Source organism: Acinetobacter sp. AC1-2 (genome assembly GCF_016124155.1).
In the GTDB taxonomy this organism is placed as follows: Bacteria; Pseudomonadota; Gammaproteobacteria; order Pseudomonadales; family Moraxellaceae; genus Acinetobacter; species Acinetobacter calcoaceticus.
Genome location: NZ_JABFFO010000001.1, coordinates 744,241 through 762,984 on the forward strand (window position 1 = coordinate 744,241; position 18,744 = coordinate 762,984).

General features: G+C 38.1%; 21 protein-coding genes and 1 riboswitch. Of the genes, 15 read left to right on the top strand and 6 right to left on the bottom strand.

Going from position 1 to position 18,744, the window contains the following annotated elements; all coding sequences use genetic code 11:
- Positions 1-123 precede the first annotated feature (123 nt).
- The 7 genes from HL290_RS03415 to HL290_RS03445 all read left to right on the top strand — a co-directional run bounded on the left by HL290_RS03415 (position 124) and on the right by HL290_RS03445 (position 7,294).
- Positions 124-2,397 (top strand): molybdopterin-dependent oxidoreductase, encoded by a 2,274-nt coding sequence (locus tag HL290_RS03415; protein WP_198495600.1) that lies wholly within the window; start codon positions 124-126, stop codon positions 2,395-2,397.
- 228 nt (positions 2,398-2,625) lie between these two features.
- Complete coding sequence (gene moaA / locus HL290_RS03420; RefSeq protein WP_198495601.1) at positions 2,626-3,666, top strand: GTP 3',8-cyclase MoaA; 1,041 nt, start codon at positions 2,626-2,628, stop codon at positions 3,664-3,666.
- On the top strand, positions 3,667-3,921 hold the full coding sequence (locus tag HL290_RS03425) for a MoaD/ThiS family protein (protein WP_003652232.1): 255 nt from the start codon (positions 3,667-3,669) through the stop codon (positions 3,919-3,921).
- 3 nt (positions 3,922-3,924) lie between these two features.
- Entirely contained in the window at positions 3,925-4,413 is a 489-nt protein-coding gene (locus HL290_RS03430; RefSeq protein ID WP_198495602.1) for a molybdenum cofactor biosynthesis protein MoaE, read from the top strand.
- 23 nt (positions 4,414-4,436) lie between these two features.
- Positions 4,437-5,360: a bifunctional molybdenum cofactor biosynthesis protein MoaC/MoaB gene (gene moaCB / locus HL290_RS03435; protein ID WP_003652229.1), complete on the top strand. Its 924-nt coding sequence runs from the start codon at positions 4,437-4,439 to the stop codon at positions 5,358-5,360.
- The gene (locus tag HL290_RS03440) at positions 5,360-6,595 is read left to right on the top strand and encodes a molybdopterin molybdotransferase MoeA (RefSeq protein ID WP_198495603.1); all 1,236 of its coding nucleotides are present in this window, start codon (positions 5,360-5,362) and stop codon (positions 6,593-6,595) included. The genes moaCB and HL290_RS03440 overlap by 1 nt, the downstream gene beginning before the upstream one ends.
- Positions 6,596-6,811: 216 nt before the next feature.
- Positions 6,812-7,294 (top strand): winged helix-turn-helix transcriptional regulator, encoded by a 483-nt coding sequence (locus HL290_RS03445; protein WP_004643133.1) that lies wholly within the window; start codon positions 6,812-6,814, stop codon positions 7,292-7,294.
- Positions 7,295-7,310: 16 nt separating this feature from the next.
- Here HL290_RS03445 and HL290_RS03450 read toward each other — a convergent pair whose 3' ends face one another.
- On the bottom strand, positions 7,311-8,702 hold the full coding sequence (locus HL290_RS03450; protein ID WP_198495604.1) for a PLP-dependent aminotransferase family protein: 1,392 nt from the start codon (positions 8,700-8,702) through the stop codon (positions 7,311-7,313).
- 123 nt (positions 8,703-8,825) lie between these two features.
- On the opposite strand from HL290_RS03450, the gene HL290_RS03455 reads away from it, so the two are divergent.
- Entirely contained in the window at positions 8,826-9,689 is an 864-nt protein-coding gene (locus HL290_RS03455; protein WP_198495605.1) for a DMT family transporter, read from the top strand.
- 2 nt (positions 9,690-9,691) lie between these two features.
- On the opposite strand, the gene HL290_RS03460 is transcribed toward HL290_RS03455, so the two are convergent.
- From HL290_RS03460 to tusD, 4 genes are read right to left on the bottom strand one after another with little or no spacing between them, the layout of a single operon-like run.
- Positions 9,692-10,003 carry a TusE/DsrC/DsvC family sulfur relay protein gene (locus HL290_RS03460; protein ID WP_198495606.1) on the bottom strand — a complete coding sequence of 104 codons (312 nt, stop codon included), beginning with the start codon at positions 10,001-10,003 and terminating at the stop codon, positions 9,692-9,694.
- An 18-nt stretch (positions 10,004-10,021) separates the two neighbouring features.
- The gene (locus HL290_RS03465) at positions 10,022-10,306 is read right to left on the bottom strand and encodes a DsrH like protein (RefSeq protein ID WP_198495607.1); all 285 of its coding nucleotides are present in this window, start codon (positions 10,304-10,306) and stop codon (positions 10,022-10,024) included.
- 17 nt (positions 10,307-10,323) lie between these two features.
- On the bottom strand, positions 10,324-10,674 hold the full coding sequence (locus tag HL290_RS03470; protein ID WP_198495608.1) for a hypothetical protein: 351 nt from the start codon (positions 10,672-10,674) through the stop codon (positions 10,324-10,326).
- A 44-nt stretch (positions 10,675-10,718) separates the two neighbouring features.
- On the bottom strand, positions 10,719-11,087 hold the full coding sequence (gene tusD, locus HL290_RS03475; protein WP_003652216.1) for a sulfurtransferase complex subunit TusD: 369 nt from the start codon (positions 11,085-11,087) through the stop codon (positions 10,719-10,721).
- A 65-nt stretch (positions 11,088-11,152) separates the two neighbouring features.
- Between tusD and HL290_RS03480 the strand changes: the two genes are divergently transcribed.
- The 7 genes from HL290_RS03480 to HL290_RS03510 all read left to right on the top strand — a co-directional run bounded on the left by HL290_RS03480 (position 11,153) and on the right by HL290_RS03510 (position 18,026).
- Positions 11,153-12,160: an NAD-dependent epimerase/dehydratase family protein gene (locus HL290_RS03480; protein ID WP_198495609.1), complete on the top strand. Its 1,008-nt coding sequence runs from the start codon at positions 11,153-11,155 to the stop codon at positions 12,158-12,160.
- A 116-nt stretch (positions 12,161-12,276) separates the two neighbouring features.
- Positions 12,277-13,671 carry a class II fumarate hydratase gene (fumC, locus tag HL290_RS03485; protein WP_005039964.1) on the top strand — a complete coding sequence of 465 codons (1,395 nt, stop codon included), beginning with the start codon at positions 12,277-12,279 and terminating at the stop codon, positions 13,669-13,671.
- Between the two features lie 202 nt (positions 13,672-13,873).
- Positions 13,874-14,191, top strand: a complete 318-nt coding sequence (locus HL290_RS03490) for a hypothetical protein (protein WP_003652210.1) — start codon at positions 13,874-13,876, stop codon at positions 14,189-14,191.
- A 273-nt stretch (positions 14,192-14,464) separates the two neighbouring features.
- Complete coding sequence (locus tag HL290_RS03495) at positions 14,465-14,695, top strand: hypothetical protein (RefSeq protein WP_198496378.1); 231 nt, start codon at positions 14,465-14,467, stop codon at positions 14,693-14,695.
- Between the two features lie 301 nt (positions 14,696-14,996).
- Positions 14,997-15,548: a cysteine hydrolase family protein gene (locus HL290_RS03500; RefSeq protein ID WP_198495610.1), complete on the top strand. Its 552-nt coding sequence runs from the start codon at positions 14,997-14,999 to the stop codon at positions 15,546-15,548.
- A 328-nt stretch (positions 15,549-15,876) separates the two neighbouring features.
- On the top strand, positions 15,877-16,368 hold the full coding sequence (locus HL290_RS03505) for a hypothetical protein (protein WP_198495611.1): 492 nt from the start codon (positions 15,877-15,879) through the stop codon (positions 16,366-16,368).
- Positions 16,369-16,518: 150 nt separating this feature from the next.
- Positions 16,519-16,606, top strand: a riboswitch (glycine riboswitch).
- Between the two features lie 175 nt (positions 16,607-16,781).
- The gene (locus tag HL290_RS03510; protein ID WP_198495612.1) at positions 16,782-18,026 is read left to right on the top strand and encodes a D-amino acid dehydrogenase; all 1,245 of its coding nucleotides are present in this window, start codon (positions 16,782-16,784) and stop codon (positions 18,024-18,026) included.
- 44 nt (positions 18,027-18,070) lie between these two features.
- Here HL290_RS03510 and HL290_RS03515 read toward each other — a convergent pair whose 3' ends face one another.
- Positions 18,071-18,715 carry a hypothetical protein gene (locus HL290_RS03515; RefSeq protein WP_004643120.1) on the bottom strand — a complete coding sequence of 215 codons (645 nt, stop codon included), beginning with the start codon at positions 18,713-18,715 and terminating at the stop codon, positions 18,071-18,073.
- Between the last annotated feature and the right edge of the window lie 29 nt (positions 18,716-18,744).

An 18,744-nucleotide genomic window follows, 5' to 3' on the forward strand; every position in this document is an offset into this window, starting at 1 on the left:
CATTGGTCGTGCGAAAAACGTTTTTAATCTTTGTGCCGTTGACTATTTATTATATAAGTTCTATTTTGGAACTTGTTATTTTAGTTCTATCCATATGCATAAAAATAAAGGGAGTCAATCGAAATGGTAGAAGCGCTAAAGCAAAACAAAACGGATGTTACCGCATGTATTTTGTGTTCAAGAAATTGCGGGTTAAGTGTCGAAATTAAAGATAATCAATTTGTCAAAATTAAAGGTAATCCAGAGCATCCATTTTCACAAGGCTACATTTGTCAAAAAGCTGCAAGATTACAGCATTATCAGCAGCATGCAGACCGATTAACCACACCTTTGAAGCGTCAACCAGATGGTTCATTTCAAGAAATTAGTTGGGATAATGCTATACACGAAATTGCTAATCGATTAGTCCAGATTAGAGATGATTTTGGTGGGACTGCTTTTGCTTCTGTAGGAGGGGGCGGTCAAGGTAATCATCTTGGTGCAGCTTACGGGCGTCAACTTTTGCTGGCGATGAAAAGTTATTATGCTTACAACTCTCTTGCCCAAGAAAAAACGGGTGATTTCTGGCTGAATGGACGTTTATTTGGAAGTCAGGCCTGTCATACCACCGAAGATGTTGAATACGCTGATTATGTACTTTTTATTGGTACAAATCCGTTTCAGGCACATGGAATTCCAAATGCACGAGACACGCTAAAGCATATTAAAAAAGACCCAAATCGTACCATGGTGGTATTTGATCCGCGTGTTACCGAAACGGCAAAACAAGCAGATATTCATGTGCAGTTAAAACCCGGGACAGATGCTTTTTTAATGTCGGCCATGATTGCCATTATTATTAAAGAACAACTTTATGATGTGAAGTTCATTGAACAGCATACACAAAGCTTTGAAGAGGTAAAAACAGCTTTTAGCTGTGTCCCGATTGAAGAATATATTGCAAAAGCTGATGTACCAGTCGATTTGATTTATGAAGTGGCTAGAGATTTTGCAAAGGCTAAAAGAGGCTGTGTGCGTATTGATTTAGGTATTCAGCATACTTTAAATACGACATTAAACGGATATTTAGAAAAATTACTGTATTTATTGACTGGAAACTTTGGAAAGCAAGGCACTAATAATTTACACACTATGTTCATTCCAATCTTAAGCGATACAGATGAAAGAAAATCGAAATATCGACGTAGTGTTTACCATAAAATGTTTCCCATCTCAGGTCTTTTCCCACCCAATATTTTACCTGACGAGATATTAAAAGCAGGCGAAAAACGAATTCGCGCAGTTTTTGTAGATAGCTGTAATCCTTTATTAACCTATCCTGATACACCTGCCTACGAAAAAGCATTTAAAGCATTAGATTTGTTAGTCGTAGTCGATGTTGCCATGACGGAAACAGCTAGATTTGCAGATTATATTTTGCCTGCACATACGCAATTTGAAAAATGGGAATTTACAGGTTTTAATCTTGAGTTTCCTAAAAACGGTTTTCACCTGAGACATCCGGTATTCAGTGCCCAAGGCAATACGTTACCCGAAGCAGAAATTTATACACGATTACTTGAAGCCATGAAGGTCATTCCTAAAAGCTTTCCAGTGTTAGAAAAAATAGCTGCGGTCGACTCGAAAAAAACAGCCTATTTACCTTATCTGTCGGCTTTGGGTTTAACTTTTGCTCGACATAAAAAATACATTCCTTTTGCAGCTTCAATTCTCTATCGCACTTTAGGTAAACATTTAGAAAACTCAGCTGCTTCAGTTGCTTTTTTATTACCTCTGTCTATTCAATATGCTGTTTTACATACCAAAGCGGTGCGCCGTGCAGGTTATAAAGGTAATCCTTTAACGTTAGGTGTTCGGTTGTTTGAGCAAATTTTAAATCAGCGTTCAGGTGTAGTGTTATCACAACATGAATATGATGAAATGTGGAAGCTCGTGGCATATAAAGACAAAAAAATACGTCTGGTTATCCCAGAGATGTTGAGTGAGTTGGCAAATTTAAAAAACCATCAATTTAGTATTGAAGAGTTTCCGTTCATACTTTTGTCGGGGGAGCGCCGTAGTTATAACGCTAATCAGATTTACCGTGATCCTGCATGGCGAAAAGTAGATGCAGAAGGTGCTTTGCGAATTCATCCTGAAGACGCAACAAACCTGAATGTAGCAGTAGGAGATCAACTCAAATGTATCTCACAACACGGAGAAATTCAGGTAACTGTAGATTTTGATGAGGGTATGCGAAAAGGTGTTGTGTCACTTCCACATGGTTATGGCATGCGCTTTCAAGGTGGAGAGCCAATAGGGCCACAATTAAATCTTCTGGTGTCTGGTGAGCATTGTGATCCTTTATCTAAAACGCCGTACCATAAATATGTACCCATCCGTCTAGAAAAATGCTAGAAATAATGTAGGGCATACAAGAGATTGGAGTCGCACTAAATTTATACAGTTATAAAATGACAGTTGAAGTGGTGCGGCAAAAGATCTATTAAAAAGCTAAAAAGTTATGGATGATAAATAGAATTGGAACAAATTTTGCTTAAACGGCACAGCACTATTGAAGAGCAAATTTCTATTTTAATTGCTCAGAAAAAGTGCCCCGCAATATTTGAACTGTTCTCAATATGAGTGCAAATGATGAAACAATATCACTCTGAAAATACGCCTTTGGTTCTTCAAGACCAATATGGCCGTATAAAGCGAAAGCTACGTATTTCCGTAACTGATCGCTGTAATTTTAAGTGTGTATATTGCATGCCTGAACATCCTGAATGGTTGAATAAGCAAGATCTGCTTGGTTTTGAGGCACTCTTTCAATTTTGTCATTTTATGGTGCAACATGGTGTTGAAAGTATCCGCATTACAGGTGGCGAACCATTAATGCGTCAAGGCATTGTGCATTTTGTTCGTGAGTTACAGGCCTTGAAAGCGCTGGGCTTAAAACGTATTTCAATGACTACAAATGGGCATTACCTTGCAAAATACGCTAGGCAGTTAAAAGATGCGGGATTAGATGACCTAAATATTAGTTTAGACAGTCTTGATGCTATTCAGTTTAAAGAGCTAACCAAGAAAAAATTAGAACCCGTTCTCGAGGGTATTCAGGCTGCTAAGGATGTAGGATTACCATTCAAAATTAACTGCGTACTGATGAAAAATAAAAACGACGATCAGATCTTACCGATGGTTAAATGGTCAATCGCCAATCATATTCCTTTACGCTTTATTGAGTTTATGCCACTTGATGGCGATGCGCTTTGGTCTAGCAAAGATGTAGTGAGTGAGGCTGAAATTTTAGAGGCTTTGCAACCCCATTATTCAATAGAGGTTGTCGAACAACAGCATGAGCCAGCACGCCAATATCTGATCAATAATAGCTACTCTCTTGGAATTATTTCCACAATCACTCATTCATTTTGCCATCAATGCGACCGTATACGGTTAACTGCACAAGGCGAACTATATAACTGTTTATTTGCACCGCAAGGTCTAAATATTAAACCTCAGCTTCAATCATTATTACGTGCACGTACGACAGCTGATCATGCAATGTATATTCAACAGTTAACAGATATGGTTATGCCGTATATTTGGCACAAAGCTAAAGGCTTTCATGCCTTACAACATCAACAAACCCGTAAAATCAGTATGCATATGCTTGGGGGATAAATGCAGCAATCTATCCAAATTAAAATCGAAGCGTTTGGCGCAATTGAAAAATTGCTTCCTCAAAACCTTTCGTTGGTTTGTCCCAATCATATTTTGGTTAAAGATGTATTAGATGAAATTGTTTCATTACATCCAGAATCTACACAAGCCATGGAAAAATGTGCATGTGCGATTGGTGATAATGTCATAACGAGACAATCTGCTTTAAGTGAGCCATGTACATTGGTTTTATTGTCACCAGTTGCAGGAGGGTGAATCATGCGAGATTTTGCACGTATACAAGAGCAGGCTTTAAGTTTAGATACTTTTGATTCTATCCAATCATTTCCTGAATGTGGTGGAATCGATATTTTTATAGGTACGGTTCGTAATCACCATGAGGGTAAAGCTGTTAAAGCGTTGAAATATACGTCATATAAGCCACTTTCTGAAAAAATGATACGTGAAATTGAACTGGAAATTGAGAAAAAGTATCAGGTATCTTATGTGCGGGTCGTTCATCGAATCGGTCATCTGGATGTAGGTGAGACAGCCATTATTGCGATTGCTTATGCAGCCCATCGCCGTGAAGCTTTTCAAGCATGTGAAGAAGCGGTTGAGCGAGTGAAGCATGAAGTGCCAGTTTTTAAAGAAGAGTTCTTTACAGACGGTACAAGTCATTATGTAGAAGGTTGTTGTATTCGCAAAGATGCGCCACAAGAACACAAGCATCACCACCATCATGCCGACCATGAACACTCACACTGAAATATGTACGTCTAGGATAAATAATGAAAAACGTAGGAATGAAGCCGGAAAGTTATCGTGTTGCTGAAGCACAAGCGATTTTATATGCGCCTCCACATTGTATCGAGCTATTAAGACAAGGGAACACCGAAAAAGGTGATGCATTAAAAACTGCACGTGTTGCAGGAATCTTGGCAGCCAAACGCACCGATGAGCTGATTCCTTTGTGTCATCCACTGCCAATTTATCGTGCAGATGTTGAATATGAATTAGAACATGATTTTGTAAAGATTATTACCGTGGTCGAAACCATTGGCCCTACTGGGGTAGAAATGGAAGCCCTCACGGCTGCAAGTCTTGCAGGTTTAACCATTTACGACATGTTAAAACCACATTGTGAGCCAGAAGAACTCTGGATGGATCAATGTAAACTGCTTAAGAAAAAGGGTGGGAAATCGCACTTTAAACGTGTTCTTCGTCAACCCGTTTCGGCAGCAGTCATTGTGTTATCCGATACCGTTGCAGCCGGTAGAAAACCCGATACCGCCGGAAAATCTGTGGTAGAAACTTTAACTGAAGCAGGGTTTGATCCGATTCATTATCAAATTTTGCCTGATGAAGCAGATGTTCTAAAAGATTTAGTGCTTGAGCTGAGTAAGTCATACGCATGCATTATGACGGTCGGTGGAACGGGAATTGGTAAGCGTGACATTACGGTTGATACGCTAGAGCCACTTCTTGAGCGTAAGCTAGATGGCTTAATGGAAGCTGCACGATCTTTTGGACAAAAACGCACGCCATATGCTGCAATGTCTCGCGGAGTAGCAGGTTTTATCGACCGTTCTCTAGTGGTGACTTTACCGGGAAGCCGTGGTGGAGCAAGTGAGTCAATGGCTGCGATTTTACCAGCATTGGTCCATATTTTTGATGTGTGCCGTGATTTACCGCATCCAGGAGGCTATGAATAATGTCAGGTTGTGGTACAGAGCGTGGATTAATTAGTGTAGATGAAGCACTTGAGCTGATTATTAAGCAGCCAAAAAAGTTGGGTTCGATTAACCAAGTTCTTCAAAACAGTCTAAGTAGATATCTCGCTAAAGAAATTTATTCAGAAATTAATCTTCCAAGCTTTTCTCAAAGTGCGGTAGATGGTTATGCACTTTGTAGCCATGCGGAAGATTTAAATAATCAAAAATTTCAGGTTACTGGCGAGATTCGTGCTGGAAGCGAAAGTCATGACATTCTGAGTGAAGATCAAGCAATTCGTATATTTACGGGCGGTAAAATTCCTGAAGGCACAACGCATGTAGCTCGGCAAGAAATCGTATCGGTTGTTTCGCCTCAAGAGATTTGTTTAACGGAGCATATACGCCCTCAAGCTGATATTCGTTTTACTGGTGAAGAAGTCCAGAAAGAACAATTGCTTGCACAAACAGGGCAATTCCTTAATATTGGAAGCTTAGCTGCCTTAAGTATGGCAGGTGTGCAAACGGTTGAAGTTTATCGTGCACCGAAAGTCGCTGTTTTGGTGACTGGTGATGAAGTTGCAGAAACGGCAGAAGATCTTGTCGACGGCAAAATCTTTGATGCAAATGGGCCATTATTAAAAGCTTGGTTTGAAGATTATGGCTTGGATGTTGAACTGATTCATGTGGCAGATGAGGCAGAGCAAGTCACACATTACTTTAATAAGCTAAAAGACAGCCATGATGTCATTATAACGACAGGTGGTGTATCTGTAGGTGATTATGACTTTGTACGACCATGTGCTTTTGAGGTTGGTTTTGAACAAATCTTTTGGAAAGTAAAACAGAAACCTGGCAAACCATTGTTCTTTGCTGAATATTCAAACCCAGAAACAGATCATTGTTGTTATTTGCTTGGTTTGCCGGGTAATCCCGCTGCGGTCTATGTGTCTATGCAGGTGTATGGTAAGGTATTACTAGATACCCTACAGGGAAATCCAACAGGGCCGGAGTGGTTTAGTGCAATTTTAGATCATGATTTAAAAGAAGATGCACGTGAACGTTTTTTACGAATGTATGCTTATTTTGAAAATGGACAGCTTAAAATAAAAAGTCTGGCAAAACAGCAATCGCATATGCTGAGTAATTTAATGCAGGCCAATTGTCTGGTTCGTATTCCGGCAGGTGTAAAACTAGAAGCAGGCAATATATTAAAGGGCGTATTTATTTCAAATTAATTATAAAAGATGATAAATATGACTCATTATGAAAATGGGTGGGTTATATTTATTTAGTAATTTTTAATAATAACTTTCTATTTTTTCATAATGAAATTTTTTTTATAAAGTGGATAAGAAGTTATTTTATAATGAATGTTGCATACATCGTAGTAAGTGGTTTAGGGTATAAACAATAGGGCCGTTGGGCTAGAAAATATCGAGGAACGCATAAAGATGAAATGGGATGACATCGGTGATCAACCTTGTTCGGTTGCTCGTATGCTATCAGTGATTGGCGATCGATGGACGATGCTAATATTACGTAATGCTTTTATGGGAATACGACGTTTTGACGATTTTCAAAAATCATTAGGCGTAACTCGTCATGTCCTTTCTGATCGTTTAAAGCGTTTGGTTGAATATGAAATATTAGCCAAAGCTCCTTATTTTGATCGTCAAGAACGCTTTGAATACAAACTCACTGATAAGGGCTTTGAACTTTATCCAATTATTTTGTCTATGGCGAATTGGGCAGATAAATGGATGGACCAAGGCTTAGGCAAGCCACTAGAATATCGTCATAAAACTTGTGGACATAAGTTTGAACCAGTCATGGTATGTTCGGTTTGCCATGAACCTTTACATGCAAAACAAGTGCAAGTTTCAGCTGGGCCAGGTTATTTTGCATATATTGAACAAAAACAGAAACAAGCTTAATTTTTCTCTCTATAAATTATGAAGACTCTTGTTGAATAGCATCAGCTAGAGTCTTATAAATGTGGTCATGATTTGACTGTGTTACATTAAAACGTATGAATTGACCAGCATTAGGAGCTTGGCTAAAAGCATTGCCTGGCGCAAGAATAACATTATGATTAATACAATATTTCGCAATTTTTGAGGCTTCAATACCCTCTGGCAAATGGCACCAAACAAAAATTCCCGCTTGAGGCTTAATCCATGGCTTTATACCCAGAGGTTCAAGTTTTGTAATAGTATCGTGCATGGCTTTTGCTAAACGAACTTTTAGTAATTCTAGGTGCTTACGGTAAGAGCCATCTGTTAAAGCAGTAAGCAAAACTTCAGCAGAAACACCATTGTGAGAAAAACTTGTGGCAATTTTTAGGTCGGTGAGCTGATCCATCCATTCAGGTTTGGCAATAATATAGCCACAACGAATAGAAGCAGATAATGTTTTAGAAAAGCTTCCAATAAAGATGACGCGTGAAAGATTATCTAAAGCAGCGAGCCTAGGAGCTGATGTATATTCAAAATCTGAGAAAATATCGTCTTCAACTACTATTAAGTTAGATTGCTCAATCAATTTTAAGAGTTGGTGCGCCGTAGAAAGAGAAAGCGTTGCTCCAGTTGGATTGTGAATTCCTGAGTTGGTGATATAAAGACGTGGGTTATAAGTATCAATTGCTTCTTTAAATGCTTCTAAGTCGGGACCTGTTGGTGTGTACGGGATACCAATGACCTTGACTTGATGAACTTTAAGCAATGCATGAAAATTAAAATAACAAGGATCATCAATCAGAACGACGTCATCGGGCTTTAGTAAAAACCGGAAAACTAAATCGATCGATTGAGTACCAGAATCTGTTAAAAGTACTTGATTCAGATTTGCATCTATTCCTTTTGATTGTGCACGCCTTGCTAACAAATCCCGCAAAGCTGGTAATCCTAACGGGGTTGAATAACCCATTAAACAAGCGTCTGAACTCCTTGCAGCCATCCTTAAAGCTTTACGAATACTGTCTAGTGGCATCCAGTCATCTGGTAGCCAACCGCAGCCGGGCTTAAAAACATCTGCTTTCGCTTCCAAAGATTGACGTGAAATCCATAATGGATCAACTGAACGATCTAATTTAGGGCCTAATTCACTTAAAGCTAAGGGTGCGAGCGGACCAACAATATAAAAACCAGATCCAGTTCTTGATTCAATTTTCCCTAAAGCAATTAATCTTTCATACGCTTCTACAACAGTTGATACTGAAAAGCTAAGATCATTTGCTAACTTGCGAACAGAGGGTAAGCGTGCTCCGGGCATTAAAGATCGATTTTTTATTTGTTGCTCAATCTCTGAAATGACAATTTCAATTTTTGTTTTGCTCTGGTTCACGGGCTTACAATCTCAACTGTACTGGTTGTGAGTACATAACAGTTCTTTTAAATTGTACTGCTTTGTATCTGGTTTAATCACCTTAGCACAGCTTAAATTCTTCGTATAGTGACGGAGAAAATTATGAATAGGTTTATGAATGGCTGGGTGAATGGTTTTATTGGCGTGGCTATTTTTGCGGGGTCATTACCAGCGACACGTGTAGCTGTAATGGGGTTCGAACCGGGCTTTCTAACCGCAGCACGAGCTGCGATAGCTGGTATTTTAGGGCTTATTCTTATATTGGTTTTAAAACAAAAGAAACCAGCCAAACAAGATTGGTGGCCTCTTGCCATTGTTGCTATAGGGGTAGTGATTGGTTTTCCATTATTTACCGCCCTCGCTTTGCAATATATGAATGCAGCTCATTCAATTGTCTTTGTTAGTCTTTTGCCGCTTGCAACTGCAATATTTGCTGTGTTGAGAGGTGGAGAAAAGCCGAATCAATTTTTCTGGATATTTGCAGTCTTGGGGAGTGCGGTTGTTTTCGCTTATATGTTTTTTATTTCTGGTGATACATCACTTGGAATAGGGGACTTTTATATGTTGATGGCGATTATTTTCTGTGGCTTTGGCTATGCAGAAGGCGGTGTACTTTCAAGAAAAATAGGCGGGTGGCAGGTCATTTGTTGGGCACTCATTTTGTCATTACCTTTCATGCTATTTTTTACTATTTTTTATATGCCAGCTTCATTTCAGAGTGTGTCTACATCAGCTGTAGTCGGTCTCGTTTATGTGTCTTTGTTTAGCATGCTAATTGGTTTCTTTTTTTGGTATAAAGGACTTGCTCAAGGTGGAATTGCTGCGATTAGTCAACTACAACTCTTACAGCCTTTAATGGGGCTAGCCATTGCTGCAGCCTTATTGCATGAACATGTGAGCTGGTCGATGTTGGTGGTTACAGCAGCAACCCTTTTATGCGTCGCTGCTGCTAAAAAGTTTGCTTAGCTTTATAAACAATTTGCTGGTTTAGGAACACCTGCCAAACGACTTAAATGGCGGGCAACTAAACCAGTATTAAATTGTTGCTGCAACACGGCATTATTAATATCTGGACTTACGGTTTTCATTAAAAATTTAATGAGTGGGCGAGTTGCTGGAGAGTGCCCAAACTGTTGATAAAACTGACGCACAGCAGCTAAAACTTCGAAGTGCCAATCGGTTAGTTCAAGATCAAGTGACTTGGCAAGCTCTTGTGCAACTTCAGGATTCCAAATTGTATAATCAACCAAATGACCATCTTGGTCTAATTGTAAATTCATGAAACTAGCCTAAATCTATTATTTAAGAGAAATACAGCGATTAAACGTTAAAACCAGATCTGCAAATTGATCATAGTCCAATACATTTATCTGAGCTAAAGTATTCGTATCGAGTAAATCTTTTTCGGTGCTTAAGCATGAAACACTTTCAAACTGTTGAATCATTTCAGTTGAAAGTCGTGCAACAGAATCACCCATAAAAATAATTAGGTCACCTACCTGATAAAGATGACCTAATTCATCAATAATATTCGGTGTATTGTGATAAGTAGATTGCACGAGATAAAGTGTTGATGGATTCATTAAAATTACACCTTCATCTACCAATATAAGACATGGTCAAAAGACTGAATGAGCTCATTATTTAACTGAATGAATTCGAGCTCTTGTTCTGTTTGCTGAACAAAAGGATTTTGTTGATTTTTACTTTCGATAAGAATGGGGCTTAAATCATAAAATTCAAAGCTTTCGACCATATTTGATGCTACTTTGAAGATATGATGAAACTGGTTAAAGCTCAGGTCATTTTGCAAGAGACTAAGAGCAGCATCTTTCAATAATACTTTGACTGGCGAGCCAAAGGTTGCTAAAACCATAGTAGCGGAAAGGCTTTCATTGATTTGAAGACTAGTTAAGTTGGCTTGGCTTAAAATGACGAGTACAGATTTCACACAATATACCTTTTAAAAGCAACAATCTAAGCAAACAAAGTAACTTAAAATTGAATAAGACGAGATGCTGACTGTACCGCATCAGCAAGTTCACCTAACCCGACGAGTTGAAAGTCTTTGGCAAGGTTGTAATGAGTAAGGTGATGGCGACTGGCATTTTCTGCATCGGTAATACCACGAGCGAGGGCAGCACTCACACATACAGGAAGTCGAATCGAAAGCTTTTGCCATTCATGCGTTAAATTACGCTGGTCGTCAGGAACCCATTGAAAATCATTAGCAACCTGCACGCCGTCTTGGTAAAAGAATACACGAAAGTCTTCATTTTTACTTTTGAGTGCCTGAGCAAGTCCTAACGCATGCCAAGCATGAATGGAAGTAGGAGCAGAGGTAATTAGTAGTAATGTACTCATTAAGAATTCACTATGGTCATACGTCTAAATGGGCGTAGATGCATTAAGAGAAAGGTAAGTATACAATGATTTTAGTGACAGGTGGTTTAGGCTTTATCGGTTCACACATTGCTTTGAGTCTAATGGCCCAAGGGCAAGAAGTGGTAATTGTCGATAATTTGGCTAATTCGACCCTGCAAACGTTGGAGCGACTAGAGTTTATTTCTGGTATGTATGTTCCGTTTGTTAAACTTGATGTACGTAATACACCCGCATTGAATAAGGTCTTTGAGCAATATTCAATTGATGCAGTTATTCATACTGCTGGGTTTAAATCAATTGAAGAATCTAATCTTAAACCTCTTGAATATTATAATGATAATGTAAGTTGCATCATGAGTTTACTGCGTGCCATGCAACGCACAGGTGTTCGTCACTTTATTCAGCTGTCAAGCCTTGCTGCCTATGGAAAATCTGGTTTGCAATTAAGCGAAACAGAAGAATTTAATTACACTTATCCTAATCCTTATATTAAGTCTCAACAGATGATTGAGGAAATTATCCGTGATACTTATAAAATTGATCATGAGTGGAAAATTGCGATCTTGCGCTTATCTAATATTGTAGGTGCATTTGAACATGGGGTACTCGGAGAATATGTCGCACAGCTCCCTAAAAATATTGTACCGCTTGCGATGCAAGTTGCAGCCATGCAACGTGATTTAATTGAATTACAAGATCAAGCTGAAACATCAGACCATACGACTGAACGCAGTTTTCTACACGTTTTAGATGTGTGTGAAGCTGTAATTGCAAGCTTACATTGGCTGCGTAATCAAACACATTGTTGTGAGGCATTCAATATTGCCCATGACCAAGTTCACTCTATTCGTCAATTACTAGATGAAATTTCACAGGTAACTCAAGCCGAAATTGTGACTCAACCTGCCATTTATAAGCATGTAGAGTTAGGTCAGGTTGGGGCAAATATAGAAAAAGCAAAAACATTATTGCAATGGACACCTAAACGCTCGTTAAAACAAATGATTGAAGATGAATGGCGCTTTTATCAAAATACATTAAATGGAAGATAAGATAATGATTCTTATTTACAATAATGGAATGCTTGAGTACGATATTAAAAATTAACTAGCCAGAGCAAATACTTGCTTCAGCCCGTAAGTTCTTTAACCAGACAACTGAGGTTTCTATGCAAACACGAATTGAACATGACACTATGGGTGAGATTGAAGTTCCAAATGAAGCATTGTGGGGAGCACAGACTCAACGCAGCTTACAGAACTTTAAAATCGGGCAAGAACGATTACCACGTGCCATGATTCGAGCAATGGGGCTAGTAAAAAAGGCTGCTGCGATAACCAATGCTGAGCTTGAACAGTTACCGCAAGATTTGAGCCAATATATTGTGGGCGCGGCTGAAGAAGTAATTGATGGTAAATGGGATTCACAGTTTCCTTTAGTTGTCTGGCAGACTGGTTCTGGTACGCAAAGTAATATGAACTGCAATGAAGTGATTGCAAATATTGCAAACCAAAAATTAGGTCAAGTGTTAGGTGCCCAAAAACCTGTACATCCAAATGACCATGTCAATCGTGCTCAATCAACGAACGACTCATTTCCAACGGCAATCCATGTTGCTGCAAGTCTGCAAATTAATGAATTACTCATTCCGGCAGTAGAACAACTTAAAGCGACTTTGCAAAAGAAATCTGATGAGTTTCAATCTATTGTTAAAATTGGTCGTACCCATTTACAAGATGCAACGCCATTAACATTAGGTCAAGAATTCAGTGGCTATGTATCTCAGCTTGAGCATGGTGTAGTGCGATTACAGCAAGCTTTAAGTGGTTTATATGAATTGCCACTAGGTGGTACTGCAGTAGGTACAGGGCTAAATGCACATCCTGACTATGCAGTGAAATCAGCTGCGCAACTTGCCTTGCTTACAGGCTTACCGTTTGTGACTGCTCCAAACAAATTTGAAGCACTGGCAGGACGTGATGCTGCTGTTTTTGCTTCTGGTGCATTAAAAACGCTTGCTGTTAGTTTAAATAAAATTGCGAATGATATTCGTTGGTTGGCAAGTGGGCCACGTTGTGGTTTTGGTGAAATCCGTATCCCAGAAAATGAGCCTGGTTCAAGCATTATGCCGGGTAAAGTCAATCCGACACAAAGTGAAGCAATGACGATGGTTGTTGCACAAGTGCTTGGAAATGATACGACCATTAATGTGGCAGGTGCTTCAGGTAACTTTGAATTAAACGTATTTATGCCAGTGATTGCTTACAACTTATTGCAGTCTATTCAGTTGCTTGGCGATGCTTGTAATAGTTTTAATGATCATTGTGCGGTGGGAATTGAGCCTAATCAAGATAAAATTGATCACTTCTTACATAACTCTCTTATGCTGGTAACTGCTTTAAATCCAGTGATCGGTTATGAAAATTCTGCAAAAGTTGCAAAGACCGCTTATAAAGAAAATAAAACTTTAAAGCAGGTCGCTGTTGAGCTTGGCTTGGTTACGGCAGAGCAATTTGATGAAGTGGTTAAACCTGAAAAAATGGTTTCACCAAATAGTAAATAATCTCTTCTGCTGGGCTTTTTTATTGTCAAATACTTCTGTAATATCCGCGAGTTGCTAAGTACAACAAAAGTCCTGAATGATCAGCGCAAAAAATCATAAGGGGAAGGCCTGCTTGAAAAAGTGGGCTTTTTTATACCTTGAAATGTTAGTGTCATATTTAAACCTTATTTTTGCTACGTTATTTTATTTTAAGTTCAAATAAATGAAAAAGACTAAATCAATAGTTGTTTTAGCAATAACAGCTTGTATGTTGTCGGGTTGTCTACAAATGTTTCCACCTACTGTAGCTGAGGTGAATCCTGGTGTTTACCAACTTCATGCTCAAAGTAATGCATTTGGTTCACGAGAAGCGTTGAGGTCAAAGTTAATAGGGAAAGCAGAAGAAATATGTAAAGATAAGGGTTTTGATGAGTTAGATAGCAACAACAAAATCGTAAATCATCATACTGTCTATAATTCAGGACTGCTTATTCCAGTGAATACCAAAGCAGCCGTTTTAAAAGTTAAGTGTAAAGATTAATTTAAATAGCAGTTAGTTCATGTGAGAGTTAGTTCTCTCAGACATATGATGGTACAAGAAACCCGACTCAGTATCGACTAATGGCGGGGTTTTTTATTGTTAAGTATTTCTGTAATATTTATATATTAGTTTAGCGCTGAATGATTAGTGCTAGAAATCAAAAGAAGGGCGAATCTTTTTTTCGCTAGCTTCATTTCTGCTTGAGAAGAGGAAGTGAGCTTTTTTTTATTATTTAAGAAAAAACATAATTTTTTAGATGGAATTTAAATAGTGATGTACACAATTAGATATGTTCATCGGAACAATACTTACTATATTGCTTCGAATATCGAAGGGAATTTTATTATTCTTGAGTCAATTGATTCAGAATTCCGTATGGGCCATCAAATTTCTTATGATGGTGAGAAGGTATTTAACTTTACTTTGAATGATGAAACTGATGCAGTCATTAAACTACAGAGTGATGAAAAAACAGCATATGAATACTTACTTTCGATTAAATAAATTAGTTTTTTAGTATGAAGTATTTCTGTAAGAACTAGGTAAGAGTAAAAGGTACTTCACAAAATAAAAAATTTAAAAAGCTTTGTTTCTTTTGAAAAAGCTATGGTATGGTTAATCACGCTTTAATTATGGGCAGTTAAAACAAATGAACTGTTTCTTGAATAAAATCACCACCACCACGACCTTTAAGGAAGGCTGCGTGTGATTTTTTATTAAAGTGACTTAATAAGATAACCAAACCCAGCCAATAATGGCTGGGTTAATTTTTCTCTGTTCATTATTGGTTTTACAGAGAAAGATTATGAAAAAACTCAGTAGTAACCCAAAATCGGCTTTACTCGTTATTGATATGCAAAATGGCTTATTTAACGGGGACCCGAAGCCACATAATGTCAAACTTGTACTTTCAAATATTCTTAGCCTTATTGAATATTGCCGGTTGAATGATAGACCAATTATCTTTATTCGGCATGTCGGTGAGAAAGGTACACCATTAGATCCAAACGGCCAGAACACTCAACTAATTACAGACTTATCTTTTAATCCACATAAAGATACAGTCATTGAAAAAATGTACCCGAGCAGCTTTAAAAATACTGTTTTAAAAGAAGTATTAGAGAAACTTGATATTGATGAAATCATAATGACTGGAATGAAAACTGAATATTGTATTGATACTACTGTTAGAGCTGCTTCAGAGTATGGATATAAAGTGACACTAATTTCAGATGCACATACAACAACTGATTCAGCAGCTTTAAATGCTCTGCAAATCATTGATCATCATAATCAAGTTTTAAGAAATGCTTTTGTTCAGTTAAAAACTACAGCAGAGTTTATTTCTTCAGTTTAGTTTAGAACTAGGATGAACAACTTTATTAAAAAGTCTTATTAGCTGTATATCTATTACGGCATAAGATGCCCTGCTAAAGACAAGTTATTGGTGGAGTTTATAGCGATGGCAAGAATTGAGTCTGCATCAACAAAGAGCTCTTTTCGGAGGGCTTTTTGTCAGGAGGGTGTAAGTTTCAGTAATTAATGGCGAATTAGCGTTGAATAAGCTGTCATAATTGTTAAAATGCGCACCTTGTCCTGTTTTTATATTGTTTTTGTTTTGCATCTAATTTGCAGAATTGAGGATAAAATAATTGAAAACAGAAGCTTAGCTAAGGATGTTTTGAATGCTCTCTATTTATTTAACAGATACCGAACAACATGTGCAATTTAATGATTATCCCGGTGATCAGCCTGTTAAGTTTCTGTTAAATCTTAAAAAGATTTTCCCAAGTACAGGTGATCTGTTATTGCCAGTTTTACCTGATGATAATGATCTGGAAAATGTAACGTGGGAATCAAATTCTGAAGATTTTGATGTGTTTAAAAAGCTATTAGCTGGATGGGGTGTTATTGAACTTCGTTTAAATGCAATTACGGCTTATAAAGATAAAAACTTTGCGAATGAGTTAGTGAAACAAGCTCAAGCGAAACGCAAAAAAACTGCCCAAAAAAATCATGAACTTTCTTTGGTTGCACTTGATTATATTTTTATGCACGAAGTTCACGCATTGATTGATGCAGAATTGGTCACTATTGGTGAGAAATTTTATTTACCAACCTTGCGTGAGCAATGGAAGGGTACAGTTTCAGACCCAGTGCTCAATGGAAAACTCTAATTAAACACAAAAGGTGAATTTTTAAAGATTCACCTTTTTTATTTTTATAATTAAATTAATGATTTATAACTTGATAATTATCGGTACAAAAGTTTACAAGAAAAGAATGCGTTTTTTTTAAAGTGGCAGATACATTGCTTATATAAATACAAAATTATTGCGGGAGAGAGGTTCGAAAGAACCCGCCGAAGGAGCAACAAGCCCGGAAACTCTCAGGCAGAAGGACTGTAATAATTAAAAAATCTGGAGAGAAGCTTAGATTTATAAGAAGTGAAAATAATAACTTATAAATTATAAACTCACCGAAGGGGAAGATCTAAACGTTAAAAGGTAACGTTGGGGTCGAAACTCTCAGGTACCAATGACAGATGGGCTGTACTGATGAAATGTTTTGCATTTCTGAGGAGTCTGTTATGCCACATGTTATTGTGATAGGTGCGGGAATCACAGGGGTTACCTCTGCCTATGAATTATCGCAACTGGGTTATCAAGTCACAGTGATTGATCGACATCTATATCCTGCAATGGAAACATCATTTGCCAATGGAGGGCAATTATCGGCTTGTAACGCCGAAGTATGGAACCAAAAAGCCACTGTAGTTAAGGGCTTTAAGTGGATGAGACAAAAAGATGCGCCGCTATTACTGAATCCTTCATTTAGTTTGCATAAGTATAGTTGGCTGGTTGAGTTCTTATCCCATATTAAACACTATGAAGCTAATACGATCGAGACGGTCCGATTGGCATTACTCGCTCGTAAGCGCTTGTTTGAAGTTGCAGAAAAAGAGCAACTTCAGTTTGATTTGGAGAAACGTGGCATTCTTCATATGTATCATAGTAAGGCTGACTACGAGATTGCTAAACAAGTCAATGATGTCTTGAATAAAGGCAAATTAGAGCGCTATTCAGTTTCACCTGATGAAATGAAAACGATAGAGCCATCGTTAACGGGTGAGTATTTTGGTGGTTATTACACACCAAGTGATGCAACGGGGGATATTCATAAATATTCAACCTCTTTGGCTGAAAAGACTAAACAATACGGTGTTGAGTATAAATTTGGTCTGGAAGTCACAGATATTAAGTGTCATCCAGACAAAGTGATTGTAAGTTGTCAGCCAAGTACAGAGCATCCTTATCTTGTTGAATCCGATAGCATCCAGATCGAAGGTGATGTGCTTGTGGTTTGTGGTGGTGTAGGGAGTTATCAACTCGCCGATATGATTGGTGAGCGAGTAAATGTTTATCCCGTAAAAGGCTATTCAATTACTGTGCAATTAAAAGATGAGCAAAGTGTGAAGAATGCACCATGGGTAAGTTTACTAGATGAAAGTGCTAAAATCGTGACTTCTCGTTTAGGTAAAGATCGGTTGCGCGTGGCAGGGACTGCTGAATTTAATGGTTACAACCGCGACATACGGGCTGATCGTATTCAACCATTGGTGAATTGGGTAAACCGTAATTTCGATATTTCAACCGAGCATGTGGTGCCTTGGGCGGGTTTAAGACCTATGATGCCTAATATGCTGCCTGTGGTGAAGCAGTCTAAACAACCGCGTATTTTCTATAATACCGGACATGGGCACTTAGGTTGGACTTTGTCTGCGGCGACAGCAGTTTTAGTGGGTCAGGATATTGCTCAAAAATATCCGGTCTAGAAAGTAAAAAGCCAGTGTTTAAACACTGGCTTTTATTTTACGTATTAATCATATAGTCGGTAGATTCCACTAAACCGCTCACAGCCTTTTTGTTGGGTTTTCACATTAAGTAAAGCTTTTTGAAAATTAAACTGATATTTACAGTTGTGCTCATTGTCTAAAATTTCACTTTTTTGTTCAGGTGAACTATAGGCCATTAGGGAAATCGTTTGAGTTTCTTTACGGTTACTTGGATTGCGGTATGCGATTCCTTCAATCTTGATTTTATCCTTTGCAAGCTGATGGACTTGAATGTGAACAGGCTGTGCAGCTATACGTCCATTTTCAAACTTAAGATAATGTTGGGTAAGCGTTTGCTTAAGTGATGCATAAAAATTTAGGTCATCAGTACGTAAATCAAACTGTTGCTGAACGCATGTATTACTCTTGCATTGCTCAGTATGTTTAGACCATAACTTTTGTGTATCCTGTAAAAGCTGTAAGGGGGCATCAGTAACTAAATATGCGGAAAGATATTTATTATCGAGTTGTTTCTTCGAGTCACTAAATGTTTTTGAGCAGATTTTAAGCTCAGTTCCAGAATTGGAGCAGTCTATTGATTCTGCAAAGACAAGAGATGAACACAAACAACTCAGTGTCACGGCAAAACTTAATCTTTTCAATTGATTCATATCAGTATTAGACAGCATGATCGCTTATACTTTCAGTCTACTTTGCT